The 16,914-nt window shown below is 63.2% G+C and carries 19 protein-coding genes; 13 read left to right on the top strand and 6 right to left on the bottom strand.

Annotated features, from left to right (window positions below; genetic code table 11):
* Positions 1 to 100: 100 nt before the first annotated feature.
* A complete protein-coding gene (locus ISM_RS15885) occupies positions 101 to 382 on the top strand; it encodes an usg protein (RefSeq protein ID WP_009815221.1) in 282 nt (93 codons plus the stop codon).
* Between the two features lie 109 nt (positions 383 to 491).
* Here ISM_RS15885 and ISM_RS15880 read toward each other — a convergent pair whose 3' ends face one another.
* Both ISM_RS15880 and hemB read right to left on the bottom strand, forming a co-directional pair.
* Positions 492 to 1,052, bottom strand: coding sequence for a lipid-binding SYLF domain-containing protein (locus ISM_RS15880; RefSeq protein WP_009815220.1), 561 nt, complete (start codon positions 1,050 to 1,052; stop codon positions 492 to 494).
* A gap of 123 nt (positions 1,053 to 1,175) precedes the next feature.
* A complete protein-coding gene (gene hemB, locus ISM_RS15875) occupies positions 1,176 to 2,171 on the bottom strand; it encodes a porphobilinogen synthase (RefSeq protein ID WP_009815219.1) in 996 nt (331 codons plus the stop codon).
* A gap of 120 nt (positions 2,172 to 2,291) precedes the next feature.
* Here hemB and ISM_RS15870 point away from each other — a divergent pair, with 120 nt between their 5' ends.
* Positions 2,292 to 2,819: a hypothetical protein gene (locus ISM_RS15870; protein WP_040618158.1), complete on the top strand. Its 528-nt coding sequence runs from the start codon at positions 2,292 to 2,294 to the stop codon at positions 2,817 to 2,819.
* Between the two features lie 3 nt (positions 2,820 to 2,822).
* On the top strand, positions 2,823 to 6,284 hold the full coding sequence (gene mfd, locus ISM_RS15865) for a transcription-repair coupling factor (RefSeq protein ID WP_009815217.1): 3,462 nt from the start codon (positions 2,823 to 2,825) through the stop codon (positions 6,282 to 6,284).
* A gap of 48 nt (positions 6,285 to 6,332) precedes the next feature.
* Here mfd and ISM_RS15860 read toward each other — a convergent pair whose 3' ends face one another.
* From ISM_RS15860 to ISM_RS15845, 4 genes are all read right to left on the bottom strand, one after another.
* Positions 6,333 to 6,566: a hypothetical protein gene (locus ISM_RS15860; protein ID WP_009815215.1), complete on the bottom strand. Its 234-nt coding sequence runs from the start codon at positions 6,564 to 6,566 to the stop codon at positions 6,333 to 6,335.
* A gap of 36 nt (positions 6,567 to 6,602) precedes the next feature.
* A complete protein-coding gene (locus tag ISM_RS15855) occupies positions 6,603 to 6,836 on the bottom strand; it encodes a hypothetical protein (RefSeq protein ID WP_009815215.1) in 234 nt (77 codons plus the stop codon).
* A gap of 294 nt (positions 6,837 to 7,130) precedes the next feature.
* Positions 7,131 to 7,391, bottom strand: a complete 261-nt coding sequence (locus tag ISM_RS15850; protein ID WP_009815214.1) for a hypothetical protein — start codon at positions 7,389 to 7,391, stop codon at positions 7,131 to 7,133.
* A gap of 3 nt (positions 7,392 to 7,394) precedes the next feature.
* Positions 7,395 to 8,048 carry an alpha/beta hydrolase gene (locus tag ISM_RS15845; protein WP_009815213.1) on the bottom strand — a complete coding sequence of 218 codons (654 nt, stop codon included), beginning with the start codon at positions 8,046 to 8,048 and terminating at the stop codon, positions 7,395 to 7,397.
* 155 nt (positions 8,049 to 8,203) lie between these two features.
* On the opposite strand from ISM_RS15845, the gene iscR reads away from it, so the two are divergent.
* The 10 genes from iscR to sufD all read left to right on the top strand — a co-directional run bounded on the left by iscR (position 8,204) and on the right by sufD (position 16,879).
* A complete protein-coding gene (iscR, locus tag ISM_RS15840) occupies positions 8,204 to 8,665 on the top strand; it encodes a Fe-S cluster assembly transcriptional regulator IscR (protein ID WP_040618157.1) in 462 nt (153 codons plus the stop codon).
* Positions 8,666 to 8,810: 145 nt separating this feature from the next.
* Positions 8,811 to 9,854, top strand: a complete 1,044-nt coding sequence (locus ISM_RS15835; RefSeq protein ID WP_009815211.1) for a cysteine desulfurase family protein — start codon at positions 8,811 to 8,813, stop codon at positions 9,852 to 9,854.
* A gap of 19 nt (positions 9,855 to 9,873) precedes the next feature.
* Positions 9,874 to 11,397 carry a Fe-S cluster assembly protein SufB gene (sufB, locus tag ISM_RS15830; protein WP_009815210.1) on the top strand — a complete coding sequence of 508 codons (1,524 nt, stop codon included), beginning with the start codon at positions 9,874 to 9,876 and terminating at the stop codon, positions 11,395 to 11,397.
* Between the two features lie 3 nt (positions 11,398 to 11,400).
* Positions 11,401 to 11,748: a hypothetical protein gene (locus ISM_RS15825; protein WP_009815209.1), complete on the top strand. Its 348-nt coding sequence runs from the start codon at positions 11,401 to 11,403 to the stop codon at positions 11,746 to 11,748.
* Positions 11,745 to 12,497 carry an FkbM family methyltransferase gene (locus ISM_RS15820; RefSeq protein ID WP_040618156.1) on the top strand — a complete coding sequence of 251 codons (753 nt, stop codon included), beginning with the start codon at positions 11,745 to 11,747 and terminating at the stop codon, positions 12,495 to 12,497. Before ISM_RS15825 ends, ISM_RS15820 begins: the two co-directional genes overlap by 4 nt.
* Positions 12,494 to 13,369 (top strand): hypothetical protein, encoded by an 876-nt coding sequence (locus ISM_RS15815; RefSeq protein ID WP_009815207.1) that lies wholly within the window; start codon positions 12,494 to 12,496, stop codon positions 13,367 to 13,369. The genes ISM_RS15820 and ISM_RS15815 overlap by 4 nt, the downstream gene beginning before the upstream one ends.
* 52 nt (positions 13,370 to 13,421) lie before the next feature.
* A complete protein-coding gene (locus tag ISM_RS15810) occupies positions 13,422 to 14,189 on the top strand; it encodes an FkbM family methyltransferase (protein WP_009815206.1) in 768 nt (255 codons plus the stop codon).
* Positions 14,186 to 14,788, top strand: a complete 603-nt coding sequence (locus ISM_RS15805) for a hypothetical protein (RefSeq protein WP_009815205.1) — start codon at positions 14,186 to 14,188, stop codon at positions 14,786 to 14,788. Before ISM_RS15810 ends, ISM_RS15805 begins: the two co-directional genes overlap by 4 nt.
* A gap of 31 nt (positions 14,789 to 14,819) precedes the next feature.
* A complete protein-coding gene (sufC, locus tag ISM_RS15800) occupies positions 14,820 to 15,575 on the top strand; it encodes a Fe-S cluster assembly ATPase SufC (RefSeq protein ID WP_009815204.1) in 756 nt (251 codons plus the stop codon).
* Entirely contained in the window at positions 15,575 to 16,879 is a 1,305-nt protein-coding gene (gene sufD / locus ISM_RS15795; protein ID WP_009815203.1) for a Fe-S cluster assembly protein SufD, read from the top strand. The genes sufC and sufD overlap by 1 nt, the downstream gene beginning before the upstream one ends.
* The last annotated feature ends 35 nt before the right edge of the window (positions 16,880 to 16,914 follow it).

The raw sequence follows: 16,914 nt of genomic DNA, 5'->3' as shown, positions 1-16,914 counted from the left end.
CCACTGGGTTGGGTGGCTAACACATTGTTTTCATTGAAAAGTAAAGTTTTTGTGGCAAGCTGGTGAAAGGGGGGTGTTAGAGCAGCGAAAGGAGCAGGAAATGCCCAACCCGAAAGACATGAGCGAGACCGAGCTGATGCTCAAGGGATATGGTCTGACCACGGCCGAATTCTTTTACCACATGCCGGACCATATCCATGTGCTCAACAGCTATATCTGGCAGGATTACGATGTGGCGCCGGATCATCCGAGGCTTTTTGAATTTATCGAGTTCTGGCAGCGCGAGCTGGACGGCCCGTTGCATTCGGTGCGGTTCAGCCATCGCAAGATGATCTCGCCCGGAGAATGGCGCAATGTGGTGGGGGAATTCACCCTGCATTGAGCCTGAGGGCGCGGCTTTGGCGCGGCCTGTGCCTCTTTCTGGGTCCAAATACCCAAAACGCCCGGCCTGAGGCCGGGCGCAAGGAGGCCGATCTGGGCGCGTGGCCCGATCAGGGAATGATGCGGGTGTATTTCATGCCTTCGAGCGACACGCCGGCCAAGAGACCCGCCTGACCGAAGATCACCGCCACGACCGGCGAGGTCGATGTGGTGGTTTCGGCGCGGATGTTCTCGCCCTGATCGCGGAAGGCGTATTCGATGTCGGCGCCCGCCGCCCAGCCCGAGGCGCGGCGGAATTTCGACAGCGCGTCATCGGTCATGAAGAACAGCACATGGGCGAATTGTTGGGCGCCGATCTGGAGCCCGACGCTGCCTTTGGTGGCCGAGTAGTAATCGACGGTCGAGCCGCCGATGCGCAGCGCGCCACGGCCATAGCCGCCGCCGATGCCAAGCCCGGCCTCGGTGACCAGTGGCATGACCAGCATGCCGGTGGATTTATCCGCGAGGCTGCGGGTGTTGGGGTAGGTGTTGTAGAGATAGTTCAGCGTGGTGTCGACGCGGGCGTCGATCCGTTCGGAACCGCGTGATCCCACACCATTGCCGCAAGCGGCGAGAAGCGGGGTGGCGGCGAGGGCGCCCAGCGTGAAGCTGCGTCGGGAAACTGTGCTCATGGTCTTGCCTGTAATTGTTGCCTGAAAGCAGCCGACCTTTGGATGGCCGATCTGCCGTCACTATAGGCGGAAGCCTGCCATCTGTCACCCCGCAACGGGGTTTTGGGCGAGATGCCGCCCGGTTTAGCCGAGCGCGCGGGCGATGCGCGGGGCGAAATAGGTCAGGATGCCGTCACAGCCGGCGCGTTTGAAGGCCATCAGGCTTTCGGCCATGGCGCGGTCGCCGTCGATCCAGCCGTTCTGCGCGGCGGCCATGATCATCGCGTATTCGCCCGACACCTGATAGGCGAAGGTGGGCGCGCCAAAGGCGTCCTTGGCGCGACGGCAGATGTCGAGATAGGGCATGCCGGGTTTGACCATGATCATATCCGCGCCCTCAGACAGATCGCGTTCGATGAGGCGCAGCGCCTCGTCGGAATTGGCGGGGTTCATCTGATAGGTGCGCTTGTCGCCCTTGAGCGCGCCCGCCGCGCCCACCGCATCGCGGAACGGGCCATAGAAGGCCGAGGCGTATTTGGCGGAATAGCTCATCAGGCAGGTGTCTTGGTGGCCCGCCTCTTCGAGGGCGCGGCGGATCGCGCCGATGCGGCCGTCCATCATGTCCGAGGGGCCGATGATGTCGACGCCGGCTTCGGCCTGGCTCAGCGCCTGACGGATGAGCGCCGCCACGGTTTCGTCATTGACGATGCGCCCGTCGCGGACAAACCCGTCATGACCTGTATCGGAATAGGGATCGAGCGCCACATCGGTCATGATGGCGATCTCGGGCACGGCGGATTTGATGGCGCGGGTGGCGCGGTTGCTCAGGTTCTCGGGGTTCCAGGCCTCGGCGCAATCCTCGGTGCGGTTGGCGGTCGAGGTGTAGGGAAAGAGGCAGAGCGCCGGGATGCCGAGATCGGCGGCCTCGCGGGCGGCCTCGACCGCGCGGTCGATGCTGAGCCGGTTGACGCCGGGCATCGAGGCGACGGGATCGCTCACCCCCTCGCCATCGCACAGAAAGATCGGCCAGATCAGATCGCCCACGGTGAGCGTGTTTTCCTGCACGAGGTCGCGCAGCGCGGCGCTCGCCCGGGGGCGGCGCAGGCGGGTCAGGGGGAAGGGAGCTTGGGTCGGGCGCATGGATCGGCTCGTGTTTGGTCCTTTTGCCCTCACTCGCACGATATTTTCGCCATCTCAAGGGTAGGAATTGCCGCGGAGCGGCGCTAAGAGGTTTGTCTGAGGCAGAACCGAGGCGGCACAGTGGACTGGTATACAGCGGTTTTCGAACTGATCGACATGCGCAGCTTTTCGAACCTGTGGTTCTGGATTGCGCTGGCGGTGATGTGGTCGACGGTCAATCACTGGGTGCTGGGCGTGCCTTATGACATGATCCTGCGGGCGCGTCGGGCCAAGGGCGAGACGGGCCAGGATTTCGAGGATCTGGTGCGGATCAACGTCAATCGCATCCTGCTGATCGCCGAGGAATCCGGTGTGCTGCTGGTGGGGTTCGCCTCGTTCATGCTGACGGCGCTGGTGCTTTTGGGCTTTGTCTATGACCGCGAGTTCGCGCAGGCGCTGGTGCTTTTGGGCACGCCGATGACGCTGGTGGCGTGGCTGGTGGTGCGCACGGCGCGGGCCATTCGGGCGCGCGATCTGCATGGGCCGGATCTGGTCAAGCGGCTGTCGCGGCATCGGGTGATGACGCAGGTGATCGGGATCATCTCGCTTTTCATCACCGCGATGTGGGGCATGTTGCAGAATTTCTCGAGTTCGGCGCTGGGCGGGTAGGCCATGGCAGAACAGTTCAAATTCACGGTCGGCGGCGCGCCCGAGGGGTTCGACGCGCGGCTCATCCTTCAGGAAAGCGACAAGAGCGGCGGCCCGGTCATCCATGTGGCGCGGGACGACAAGCGGATGGTCGCGATGCAGGCGGCGCTGCGGTTTTTCGCGCCCGATCTGCCGGTCATCACCTTTCCGGGCTGGGATTGTCTGCCCTATGACCGGGTGTCGCCCAATGCCGATATTTCGGCGACGCGGATGGCGACGCTGGCGGCACTGGCGCATGGCATGTCGGGGCGGTTCGTGCTGCTCACCACGCTCAATGCCGCGACCCAGAAGCTGCCGGCGCGGGAGGTGCTGCAAAGCGCCGCCTTTGCCGCGCAGGTGGGCGAGCGGATCGACGAAGAGGCGCTCAGGGCGTTTTTGGTGCGGATGGGGTTCACCCAGGCACCGACGGTGACCGAGCCCGGCGATTACGCGATCCGGGGCGGCATCATTGATATCTACTCGCCGGGCGATGCGGGGCCGGTTCGGCTCGATCTTTTTGGCGATGTGCTCGACGGGGTGCGGCGGTTTGATCCGGCGACCCAGCGCACGGTGGCCAAGCTCGACCAGATCGAGCTCGCGCCTGTGTCGGAGGTCATTCTCGACGAGGCGGCGATCACACGGTTTCGGCAGAATTACCGGATCGAGTTCGGCGCGGCGGGCACCGATGATCCGCTCTATGAGGCGGTGAGCGCGGGGCGCAAGCATCAGGGCATCGAGCATTGGCTGCCGTTTTTTCACGCGCGGCTTGAGACGCTGTTTGACTATCTGCCGGGGGCGAGTGTCACGCTCGACGATCAGAGCGCCGCGATGCGCGACGCCCGGTGGGTGTCGGTGGTCGATCAATATGAGACGCGGCAGCATGCGCTCAAGACCAAGGGGCGCGACGAGACGATCTATAAGCCGGTGCCGCCCGGTCAGCTCTATCTCGATGGGGCGGGCTGGGACGCGGCGGTGGCGGGGCGGCGGGTGCTGGCCTTTAGCCCCTTGCCGCAGGCGCCGGGGCCGGGGATCATCGATGCGGGCGCGCGGGTCGGGCGCAATTTCTCGCCCGAGCGGCAGCAGGAGGATGTGAACCTCTTTGCCGCGCTGAAAACCCATGTCGAGGCGCGGATGAGCGCCGGGCCGGTGCTCATCGCCGCCTATTCCGAGGGCGCGCGCGAGCGGCTTGAGGGGCTTGTCGAGGATGAGGGTCTGCTTGGGGCGGTGAGCGTCACCGACGCCAAGGGGCTGCGCGGGCAGGGGCTCTATCTCACGGTCTGGGGGCTCGAGCACGGCTTCGAGACGCCCGATCTCACGGTGATTGCCGAGCAGGATATTCTCGGCGACCGGTTGATCCGCGCGCCCAAGCGGCGGCGCAAGGCCGAGAATTTCCTCACCGAGGCGCAGAGCCTCAGCCCCGGCGATCTTGTGGTGCATGTGGATCATGGCATCGGGCGCTATCACGGGATGGAAGTGATCAGCGCGGCGGGCGCGGCGCATGAATGTCTGTTGCTCGAATATGCCGAGAACGCGCGGCTCTACCTGCCAGTGGAGAATATCGAGCTGTTGAGCCGCTATGGCCATGACGAGGGCTTGCTCGACCGGCTCGGGGGTGGCGCGTGGCAGGCCAAGAAGGCCAAGCTCAAGGAGCGCATCCGCGAGATGGCGGATCGGCTCATCCGGGTGGCGGCGGAGCGGGCGCTGCGCAAGGCGCCGGTGCTCGAGCCCGAACATCACGCCTGGGAGGCGTTTTCGGCGCGCTTTCCCTATCAGGAGACCGATGACCAGCTTGGCGCGATCTCGGATGTGATGGAGGATCTCGGGTCGGGGCGGCCGATGGATCGGCTGATCTGTGGTGACGTGGGCTTTGGCAAGACCGAGGTGGCGATGCGCGCGGCCTTTGTCGCGGCCATGTCCGGCCAGCAGGTGGCGGTGATCGCGCCGACGACATTGCTGGCGCGGCAGCATTACCAGAGCTTTGCCGAGAGGTTCCGGGGCTTTCCGGTCAATGTCGCGCCGCTGTCGCGGTTTGTGTCGGCGGGCGAGGCGACGAAGACCCGCGAAGGCCTCGCGCGCGGCAAGGTCGATATCGTGGTGGGCACCCATGCGCTCTTGGCCAAGTCGGTGCGGTTCGAGAACCTTGGGCTTCTGATCATCGACGAAGAGCAACGCTTTGGCGTGGCGCATAAGGAGCGGCTCAAGCAGATGCGGTCGGATGTGCATGTGCTGACCCTGTCGGCGACGCCAATCCCGCGCACGTTGCAGCTGTCGCTGTCGGGGGTGCGCGATCTGTCGATCATCGGCACGCCGCCGGTGGACCGGCTGTCGATCCGCACCTATGTGAGCGAGTTCGACCGGGTGACCGTGCGCGAGGCGCTGTTGCGCGAGCATTACCGGGGCGGGCAGAGTTTCTACGTGGTGCCACGTGTCAGCGATCTGCCCGAGATCGAAGAGTTCCTGCGCAACGAAGTGCCCGAGGTCACGTTCGCGGTGGCCCATGGCCAGATGGCGGCGGGCGAGCTCGATGCGCGGATGAACGCGTTCTATGACGGCAAATATGATGTGCTGCTGGCCACGACGATTGTCGAATCCGGTCTCGATATTCCGCGCGCCAACACGATGATCGTGCATCGGGCGGATATGTTCGGGCTGGCGCAGCTCTATCAGATCCGCGGGCGTGTCGGGCGGTCGAAGCTGCGGGCCTATGCGTATCTGACGACGAAACCGCGGGTCAAGCTCACCCCGGCGGCGGAAAAGCGGCTGCGCGTCTTGTCGTCGCTCGACACGCTGGGGGCCGGGTTCACGCTCGCCAGTCAGGATCTCGACATTCGCGGGGCGGGCAACCTGCTTGGCGAGGAGCAATCCGGCCAGATGCGCGATGTGGGCTATGAGCTCTATCAATCCATGCTTGAAGAGGCGATTGCCAAGATCAAATCGGGCGATCTCGAGGGCCTGAGCGAGGCGGATGGTCAATGGGCGCCGCAGATCAATCTCGGCGTGCCGGTGCTCATCCCCGAAGACTATGTGCCCGATCTCGATGTGCGGCTCGGGCTCTATCGGCGTCTTAGCGGGCTTGAGACCAAGGTCGAGCTGGAAGGCTTTGCCGCCGAGCTGATCGACCGGTTCGGCAAGCTGCCGCGCGAGGTCAACACGCTGCTTCTGGTGGTGCGGATCAAGGCCATGTGCAAGAAGGCCGGGATTGCCAAGCTCGACGGCGGGCCGAAGGGCGCGACGATCCAGTTCCACAACGACAAATTCGCCTCGCCGCAGGGGCTTGTGGAATTCGTGCAGGCGCAGGACGGGCTGGCCAAGATCCGCGACAACAAGATCGTGGTGCGCCGCGACTGGCGCAAGGATGGCGACAAGATCAAGGGGGCCTTTGCCATTGCCCGTGATCTGGCCGAGAAGGTCGTCGCCGAGAAGAAACGCACCTCTGCACAAAAATGAACGCGGCCCCCGGGGTGGGGACCGCGTTGCGTTAAGCGTTGACCTGGCTTAGCGGTCGCGGCTTTCGTCGCGCTCAAAGCCGTTGGGCAGGGTGTAGCCGCGACGCTCGTCGGGCTCGAAGCCGTTCGGCAAGGCACCGATATGCTCGGGCTGGTCGAAGCCATTGGGCAGCGCGCCGATGTGCTGATCTTGGCCGAAGCCGTTGGGCAGGGCGTCAGGCACGGCGGCAAAGGCCGGAGCTGCGAGGGCGATGAGAGTGGCGGTGGTTGCAAGAATACGCATGGTTTTGATCCTTAATCTGATGTGTTTTGTGGGGGCTTAGCGGTCGCGGCTTTCGTCGCGCTCAAAGCCGTTGGGCAGGGTGTAGCCGCGACGCTCGTCGGGCTCGAAGCCGTTCGGCAGGGCACCGATATGCTCGGGCTGATCGAAGCCGTTGGGCAGCGCGCCGATGTGTTGATCCTGGCCGAAGCCGTTGGGCAGGGCGTCAGGCACGGCGGCAAAGGCCGGGGCTGCGAGGGCGATGAGAGTGGCGGTGGTTGCAAGAATACGCATGATGTTTGTCCTTCGTGTGTCTCTGTGTGTCTGTTGTTCAGGCGGCGGTGTGTCGCCGTTTGTGAGACAGCAAATGGGGGTGGCCCAAGGGAATGAAATAGGCTCACGCTCGCGTGTGATGGGCCGTGAGAACTGGCTCACGGAGACGCGATGGGGATGTGTCAGTTTTGTGAAGGTGGGGGGCTTGTCCGTGATCGCGGGCGTTCTAAGGACGCGGTCAATCTGCAACAAAAAAGGCGGTCAGGGGCTGACCGCCTTTGGAAAGATTTTGTGCGGCTTGCGCCGGGATTTTCGCTACTCGGGCTGTTTCGCCGCGCCGGCCTTGGCCTCTTGCTCGGCCTTGAAGGCGCGGGCGCGTTCCATCAGTAGGGCGCGGGCCTTGATATTGGCGCGGCGGACGCGGATCGCGGTGAGAAACGCCTCTTCGGCGGTTTGAGACGAGGCCCCGAGGACGCCGACGATATCGGCGATGATCTTTTCATCCCCGCCGGTCGCGTCGATGTATTTGATCACATCGCGGGCCAGTTCGTCGGCAAGATCCTCGGCAACCCCCATGGCTCAGCGCGTGCCTTCGGTGAGGCGGCGTTTCACATAGCCGGTGACGGTGTCGATCATCGTGTCCATATGGGGCTCTTCGAAGAAATGGCCGGAGCCTTCGAGCTCTTCATGGGTGACGGTGATGCCTTGCTGTTCTTGCAGCTTGGCGACGAGCGTCTGGGTGTCGGCGGGTGGCGCCACGCGGTCATTCGTGCCGTTGATGATCAGCCCGGAGGACGGGCAGGGCGCGAGGAAGGAGAAATCATACATGTTGGCCGGCGGTGAGACCGAGACAAAGCCGGTGATCTCGGGGCGGCGCATCAAGAGCTGCATCCCGATCCAGGCGCCAAAGGAGAAGCCCGCGACCCAGCAATGTTTGGAATTGGCATTCATCGACTGCAGATAGTCGAGCGCCGAAGCGGCATCCGAGAGCTCACCCACGCCTTGATCATATTCGCCCTGGCTGCGCCCGACGCCGCGGAAATTGAACCGCAGCACGGTGAAGCCCATATTGTAGAAGGCGTAATGGAGATTATAGACAACCTTGTTGTTCATCGTCCCGCCAAACTGCGGATGCGGGTGCAGGACGATGGCGATCGGGGCGTCTCTTTCCTTTTGCGGGTGGTAGCGGCCTTCGAGACGGCCTTCGGGGCCGGGAAAGATAACCTCGGGCATGGTGGTCCTTTGTCCTTTCACGAAAGTGCGGCCATTCTTGACGGAGCGGCCAGGTCACTTTAGAACTGTTCTAAACACTTTTCGCCTGTGCAGATGCGTTTCATGCAGATACGCAATGCGCGGCGGAAGGTCAATCATTTGCAGGAGTTGCAGCGGTGAAGCTAAGCACGAAGGGACGCTATGCGATGGTCGCCCTGGCGGATATCGCGATGCAGGAGGCCAATGGGCTGGTGACGCTGGGCGATGTGTCGCGGCGTCAGGATATTTCGCTGCCCTATCTCGAGCAGCTTTTCGTCAAGCTGCGGCGGGCCGAGCTGGTGGCTTCGGTGCGGGGGCCGGGCGGTGGCTATCGTCTGGCGCGGCCGCCGTCGGAGATCCGGGTGGCCGAGATCCTCGCCGCCGTGGATGAGACGGTCGATGCGCTGCACAAGGGAGCCGGGGCCTCGGGGGCGGCGAGCGGATCGCGGGCGCAATCGATGACCAACCGGCTCTGGGAAGGGCTCAGCGCGCATGTCTATGTGTTCCTGCACCAGACGCGGCTCTCGGATGTGATCGAGAATGAGCTGGCGCCCTGTCCGGCGGTGCCGACGCTTTTCGCGGTGGTGGACGAGGAATGAGCGGCGCGGTGTTCGTTGTTGGGAATGTAAGTCGGGGGGCGCTGCCCGCTGGAAAAGTAAGTCGGGGGGCGCTGCCCCCCGGGACCCCCCGGGATATTTTGGGCCAGAAGAAGGCGGGGCGGGTGTGTCAGGAGACGGTGCGGCGATGACGCGGGTCTATCTCGATCATAATGCCACGGCACCGCTGCGGCCCGAGGCGCGGGCGGCGATGCTGGCGGCGATGGATCTTGTCGGTAACCCGTCAAGCGTTCATGCCGAGGGGCGCGCGGCCAAGTCGCTCATGGAGCGGGCGCGCGGTCAGGTGGCAGCGGCCTTGGGGGCCGAGGGCGCGGATGTGATCTTTACCTCGGGCGCCACCGAGGCGGCGGCGCTGGCCTGTGCCGGGCGGGGTCTTTTGGGGGCCGGGGTCGAGCATGACGCGGTGCGCGAATGGATCGACGAGACGCTGGCGGTGGATGCGGCGGGGCAGGTGACGGTGAACGAGCCGGGCCAGAGCGCGCTGCAGCTCGCCAATTCCGAGACCGGGGTTGTTCAGACGCTGCCGCAGGGGCTGGCGGTGTGTGACATGACGCAGGGCTTTGGCAAGCTGCCGCTGGCCTTCAACTGGGCGGGTTGCGAGATGGCGCTCATCTCGGCGCATAAGATCGGCGGGCCGAAAGGGATCGGCGCTCTGGTGATCAAGCGCGGCACCGATCTGGCGGCGCAGATCCGTGGCGGCGGGCAGGAAATGGGACGCCGCTCGGGGACCGAGAACCTCATCGGGATTGCCGGGTTCGGGGCAGCGGCGGAGGCGGCGGCGCGTGACCTTGCTGACGGGGCTTGGCAGCAGGTCGAGGAATTTAGAAACATTCTAGAAAATGCGCTTGTGGAATCGTCTAAAGAGACTATTTTTGTCGGGAAATCGGGGCCACGCCTGCCCAATACCTCTTGCTTCGTGACCGATGGCTGGAAGGGCGAAACGCAGGTGATGGCGCTTGATCTGGCGGGGTTTGCCGTATCGGCGGGCAGCGCCTGTTCCAGTGGCAAGACGCGCGCGAGCCATGTTCTGCGATGCATGGGGCTGAGCGAGAGCCAGGCGGGTTGTGCCCTGCGCGTGTCGCTTGGACCGGGGATCACCGAGGACGAGATTTACCGCTTTGCCGAAACCTGGGCGAAGCTGAGAGAAAGACATCGCGCCCGTGCGGCGTGAGAGGATGAGGAGAGACGAAATGGCTGCCCTTGACGATGTGCAAGTGAAGGAAGGCGTGGACCAGGAGACCGTGGATGCGGTCCGTGAGGTCGGTGGCGCGTATAAATACGGCTGGAACACCGATATCGAGATGGAATACGCCCCCAAGGGTCTGACGCCCGATATCGTGCGGCTGATCTCGGAGAAGAACGAAGAGCCCGCGTGGATGACCGAATGGCGGCTCGAGGCCTATGAGCGCTGGCTGACCAAGGAAGAGCCCGATTGGGCGATGGTCGACTACCCGGAGATCGATTTCCAGGACCAGTATTACTATGCCCGTCCGAAAAGCATGGAAGTGAAGCCGAAGTCGCTCGACGAGGTCGATCCCAAGCTGCTGGCGACCTATGAAAAGCTCGGTATCCCGCTCAAGGAGCAGATGATCCTTGCAGGCGTCGAAGGCGCCGAGGATGCGCCGGCCGAGGGCCGCAAGGTGGCGGTCGACGCGGTGTTCGATTCCGTGTCGGTGGGCACCACGTTCCAGGCCGAGCTCAAGAAAGCCGGGGTGATCTTTTGCTCGATCTCCGAGGCCATTCGCGAGCATCCCGAGCTGGTGAAGAAATATCTCGGCTCGGTCGTGCCGGTCAGCGACAATTTCTATGCGACGCTCAACAGCGCGGTGTTTTCCGATGGCTCCTTCGTTTACGTGCCGCCGGGGGTGCGCTGCCCGATGGAGCTCTCGACCTATTTCCGCATCAACGCGGAGAACACCGGCCAGTTCGAGCGCACGCTCATCATCGCCGACAAGGGCAGCTATGTGAGTTATCTCGAGGGCTGTACCGCGCCGCAGCGCGACACCAGCCAGCTTCACGCCGCGGTGGTGGAGATCATCATCGAGGAAGACGCCGAGGTGAAATACTCGACCGTTCAGAACTGGTATCCCGGCGATGAGAACGGCAAGGGCGGCATCTATAACTTTGTCACCAAGCGTGCCGATTGCCGCGGCGACCGCGCCAAGATCATGTGGACCCAGGTCGAGACCGGCTCGGCGGTGACGTGGAAATATCCGAGTTGCATCCTGCGTGGCGACGACAGTCAGGGCGAGTTCTATTCCATCGCCATCGCCAACAACATGCAGCAGGCCGACACCGGCACCAAGATGATCCATCTGGGCAAGCGCACCAAGTCGCGCATCGTCTCCAAGGGGATCAGCGCGGGCCGGGCGCAGAACACCTATCGCGGTCTCGTGTCGATGCATCCCAAGGCCAAGGAAAGCCGCAACTATACGCAATGCGACAGCCTGCTCATCGGCAGTGACTGTGGCGCGCATACGGTCCCCTATATCGAGGTCAAGAACAACTCGAGCCGGGTGGAACATGAGGCGACCACGTCGAAAGTGGATGACGACCAGATGTTCTATTGCCGTCAGCGCGGCATGGACGAGGAAGAGGCCGTGGCGCTGGTTGTGAACGGGTTCTGCAAGGATGTGCTTCAGGCGCTGCCGATGGAGTTTGCCATGGAAGCACAGCAGCTTGTGGCGATCAGCCTCGAAGGGTCCGTGGGGTAACCTGTGTCGAGCAATCTGGAGAACCACCAGATCCCGCAAAGCCGGGAGGGCGCCGATCTCATGGCTTATGTCGTGGCGTTCGTGGTGTTCTCCGTGGGCTTTACGGTGCTGGTGGCTTTCCTGTTTGACGCGTGGCATTTCCCGACCTGGGTGTTGTTTGCCGGGGGCGTTCTGGGTGCGGGGCTCGCCACTGCCCTGAGATGGCGGGCCAAGCGGGCGCGTGCGCGCCGCCGGGAGGCGTGGCTCCGCGAAAAGGCCGCGTTGGCCGAGGCAGAGACCGCGCGCCAGATGGATGAGATGTACGGTAAGGCATCTAATGTGCCTAAGGTGAGTAGTGGAGTATCGGAATGAGTTTGGAACGACATCAATTGGTTGTGGAGGCCGATGAGCGGCTGCGCGAGACGGGGGCCTATGTGGCGCCTCAGGCGCAGATCGTGCGGGCCTCGCATTTGGGCGAAGCGGTGTATTTCACCGTCGAAAATCCGCGTGACGTCATCCAATCCGAACATCTCTCCGGGCGGTTCTATGAGCTCGAAGAGCTGGCGATCATCGCGCGGTATTTCCCTCTGGGCGGTCGGTTTCTCGATATCGGCGCGAATGTGGGCAATCATTCCGTCTATGTGGCCAAGTTCCTGCGGGCGTCGCGTGTCGCGATGGTCGAGCCGAACCCGCTGGCGATCCGCTTGCTGCAGTCGAATATCTTTCTCAACGGGCTCGAAGGGGTCTGTGAACGGCGCTATCTCGGCTATGGGCTGTCGGATGGCGGGGCCGAGACGGCCTTTATCCGCACCGGCAAGGACAATCTCGGCGGGGCGCGGGTCAAGGAGGGCGAGGGCGATGTGCCGCTGCGCACCGGCGATCAGCTCTTTGGGACGCAGGAATTCGACCTGATCAAGATCGATGTCGAAGGCATGGAGATGAAGGTTCTGGCGGGGCTCGCCGGCTATCTCGCGGCCTATCCGACGCGGATTTTCATCGAGGTCGACAAGGGCAATTACGGCGCCTTTGACGAATGGGTCGCGGCCAAGGGCTATCGCGTTCTGGAGACGTTTCAGCGCTATCCGTCGAACACCAATTTCATGATCGAGAAAACGTCATGAGCTCGGTCGTCGCAATCCGTACCAACCGCTGGACCTCGGAAGAGGAACGGCTTGTCGCCAATCTGCAGCAGGCCAAGGGCGAGGATGTGGTCGTGGTGTTCCACAACCGGCCCGAAGGGGTCGTGCCGCCGGTGCCGGTGATCGATCTGAACGATCAGGTCTGCGAGGCGATGGGGCTTGGCCTGCCGCATGACTGGGGCTGGCGTTGTGGCGATTATTTCTACTATGCGCTGCGCGCGGCGCGGCCTGAGTATGAGTTTTACTGGCTTGTGGAACCGGATGTGATGTTCACCGGCGACCCGAGCAGTTTCTTTGCGGCCTTCGAGGGGGATGACCGCGATCTTCTTGGCGTGTCGCCTGGGCCGTTCGAGAATAAGGCGCATCCGTTCCTGAGCACATTGCAGCATCTCGAGCCCTATCGGGCGATCTTTGCGCTGACGCGGTTTTCGGGGCGGGCCCTGGATCGGTTGCTGCCGCAGCGGCAGGCGTCGGCCAAGGTGCCAAAGCTGGTCCGGAAATTCGCCAATGACGAGTTCTTTACCTTTTCGACGGTGCAGGCCGATCCCGAGCTGAGCATCGGGGATCTGGTCGAGGGCGCGCCGAGCTGGTTCGACGGGGCCTATGTGGAATCCGATCCGGACCTGCTCATCGATCTGGTGCGGGATGACGAGAGCCTGCGCGACAAGGTGTTCCACCCGGTCAAGACCAAGGAGTTCTGGATGACGTCGGTGGCGCATCGGCTCAGCAATAAGACCGCGTTTCTGAAACATATGGTGCCGTCTCTCAAGAAGCTCAGCGATGAGGAGATCGAGGCCATGGCGCAGATGGCCCATGATAATGTGCTTGCGGCGTTGAAGAAGGCGCGGGGCTGAGGCACGGATGACGGTCAGCGCAGATAGTCCCGCAGCTCGTCCCATTGTGACGATGCCCGCGCCCGAGGCGACGGATGCGTCCTATTTCGATCTGGGCGCGGCCCTGTCGGATCTGGGGGCTGGGCGGGCGCTGCGCTTTCCGCCGTTCGAGATGGTTTATTGGCCGGATGCGGGGCTTCAGTTTGCGCTCAACATGGCGCGCGATCCGATCCAGAAGGCGTTGCGGGCCGGGCGGTTCTTTGAAGAGGAAGAGCTGGGGCTGCTCGCAGAGCACGTCAAGTCTGGCGCGGAAGTGATTGATATCGGGGCGAATATCGGAAACCACGCCGTCTATTTCGCGACGCGGATGCAGGCGCGGCGGGTGGTGGTGGTCGAGCCCAATCCGCTGGCGCTGGCGCCTCTGGTGGCCAATGTCGTGCTCAACAAGCTGGGGCATGTGATCGATATGGGCGCGCTCGGCATCGGGCTGTCGGACCGGTCTGAGGGTGGTTTTGGCATGAAGCGTCACGACCGCAATCTCGGCGCGACCAAGCTGCGGGCGGGCAAAGGCGGGATCGAGGTCCATCCGGGCGACGCGATCTTTGCCGACGAGACGCCGGACCTGATTAAGATCGACGTGGAAGGCATGGAAATGAAAGTGCTTTCCGGTCTCGAAGAGACGATTTCGCGGAGCCGTCCGGTGATCCTTGTCGAGGTCGATGAGGAGAACGCCGACGGGTTCGAGGCCTGGCGTCAAGACCAAGGCTATCGGATTGTCCGGTCGCTGCGCCATAGCGCCAAGAACTGCAATCATCTGCTGGTCCCGGAGGCGCGCGGATGAGTGTGATGGCCCCGGTGACACGTCCCGAATTGACCCTGCCCGAGTGCGAGGCAGCGCGGCTGCGCGCGGCCTATGAGGGCGCGTCTGTGGTGCTCGAATATGGCAGCGGCGGATCGACCGTGATGGCGGGAGAATTGCCGAATACCAAGGTGTTCTCGGTCGAAAGTGATCCGGAATGGGCGGCCATGATGCGGGAGTGGTTCGCGCAGAACCCGCCCGCCCAGGGCAGCGAGGTCGACGTGATCTGGGCCGATCTGGGTGAGACGAAGGAATGGGGCTATCCCAAGAACCGCAGCGGCTATATGCGCTATGCGCGCTATCCGCTGGCGGTCTGGGATCTGGATGAGTTTTGCCAGCCCGATGTGGTGCTGGTGGATGGGCGGTTTCGGACGGGATGTGCGATGGCGACGGCGCTGCGCACGCAAAAGCCCGTGACGCTGCTCTTTGATGATTATGCCAACCGTGGCCAGTATCACCTGGTCGAACGCTATCTTGGCGCGCCCGAGCTGCATGGCCGCATGGCTGAATTCACCGTGGTACCGAGCACGCTCGACGCCACCGATCTGTTGGAAATCGTGGAAATGATGATCCGGCCCTAAGCAGGGCCGAGACAAGATGAGGACGAAAGACATGTTGGAAATCAAGAACCTGCACGTAGATCTTGAAGAAGAAGACAAGAGCATCCTGAAGGGCGTCGACCTGACCGTCGAGGCGGGCAAGGTGCATGCGATCATGGGCCCGAACGGATCGGGCAAGTCGACGCTGAGCTATGTGCTCTCGGGGCGTGACGGCTATGAGGTGACGCAAGGCAGCGCGACGCTCGATGGCGAAGACCTGCTCGAGCTGGAGCCGGAAGAGCGCGCGGCGGCGGGGCTGTTTCTGGCCTTCCAATACCCGGTCGAGATCCCGGGCGTCGGCAACATGACCTTCCTGCGCACCGCGGTAAACGCCCAGCGCAAGGCGCGTGGCGAGGAAGAAATGAGTGCCGCCGATTTCCTCAAGGTGGTGCGCGAGAAGGCGAAATCGCTCAAGATCGACGCCGATATGCTCAAGCGTCCGGTCAACGTCGGCTTCTCCGGTGGTGAGAAAAAGCGCAACGAGATCCTGCAGATGGCGATGCTCGAGCCGAAGATGTGCATTCTCGACGAGACGGATTCCGGTCTCGATGTGGATGCGATGAAGTTGGTGGCCGAGGGTGTGAACGCGCTGCGCGACGAGGGGCGTGGGTTCCTTGTGATCACCCACTATCAGCGTCTGCTCGACCATATCAAACCGGACGTGGTGCATATCATGGCCGATGGCCGCATCGTGAAGACCGGCGGGCCCGAGCTGGCGCTTGAGGTCGAGAACAACGGCTATGCAGGTATCCTCGAGGAGGTGGCCTAATGCTGCCGGTTCGCAAACATGCCCCGACCCCGCAAAAGAGCGCGGCGACCGAGGCGCGGCTGAACGCGCAGGCGCTGCCCGACGGGCCTGCGTGGCTGCGTGACATCCGCGAGGCCGCGGTGGCGCGGGTGCGCGATCGTGGTCTGCCGGATCGTCGTGACGAATATTGGAAATTCACCCGGCCCGAGACGCTGGTCCAGGCCGAGGCGCCTAAGGCCGCGGTTTTTGCCGGCGGCGATCAGTCGGTCTTTGCCAATGTTGATGCGCTCAAGATCGTGTTTGTCGATGGTGTCTTTGACGCCGAGGCGAGCGATGAACTGGCGCTTGACGGGCTGCGGATCGAGCGTCTGGCAGAGCTGAACGGCACCGATATTCACTGGGCCAAAGACCTCTATGGCGTGCTTGAAGAGCGTGGGCAATGGCCGGTCGACCGGCCGCTCGCGGCGCTCAACACCGGGTTTGCCAGCGATGGCGTGGTGATCCATGTCACCGGCCGGGTGAGCAAGCCCGTGCATATCGTCTATGAGCATCAGTCGGACAGCTCGGACGCGATGTTGCACCATCTGGTCAAGCTCGACGCGGGCGCGGATGTCACCCTGTTGGAAACCGGCCCCGGGGCCGCGCGGTTCAATTCGGTGATGGAAGTGGATGTGGCCGACAAGGCCGGGTTCCACCATGTGCGCGTGCAGGGCCGGGACCATGAGCGGCGCAGCAACACCCATGTGTTCGCGCGGCTCGGCACCGAGAGCACGTTCAAATCGTTCACCATGACCGCCAATGGCGTGCTCACCCGCAACGAGGCGGTGCTCGAGCTGACCGGCGATGACGCGGTGGCCCATGTCGCGGGGGCCGCGATGGGCGATGGCGATTTCCATCATGACGACACGGTTTTCATCACCCATGACGCCGAGAACTGCGAAAGCCGTCAGGTGTTCAAGAAGGTGCTGCGCAATGGCGCGACGGGCGTGTTCCAGGGCAAGATCCTGGTGAAACCCGGCGCGCAGAAGACCGATGGCTATCAGATCAGTCAGTCGCTTTTGCTCGACGAGGACAGCCAGTTTCTCGCCAAGCCCGAGCTCGAGATCTATGCCGATGACGTGGTCTGTTCGCATGGCTCGACCTCCGGGGCGATTGACGAGGATGCGCTCTATTACCTGCGGGCGCGGGGGCTGCCGAAAGAGATCGCGACCGATCTTCTGACGCAGGCGTTCCTGGCCGAGGCGGTGGATGAGATCGAGGACGAAGGTCTGCGCGAAGAGGTCGTTGGCCTGCTGAGCGGTTGGCTGGAGCGGCGGCGCGGCTGATGTCTGTTAGCCAGCAGATCGTGGCGACCTATAAG

It is taken from the genome of Roseovarius nubinhibens ISM (assembly GCF_000152625.1).
In the GTDB taxonomy this organism is placed as follows: Bacteria; Pseudomonadota; Alphaproteobacteria; order Rhodobacterales; family Rhodobacteraceae; genus Roseovarius; species Roseovarius nubinhibens.
The sequence above is the reverse complement of the archived record's forward strand: the minus strand, read 5'-3'. Positions and strand labels throughout refer to the sequence as shown.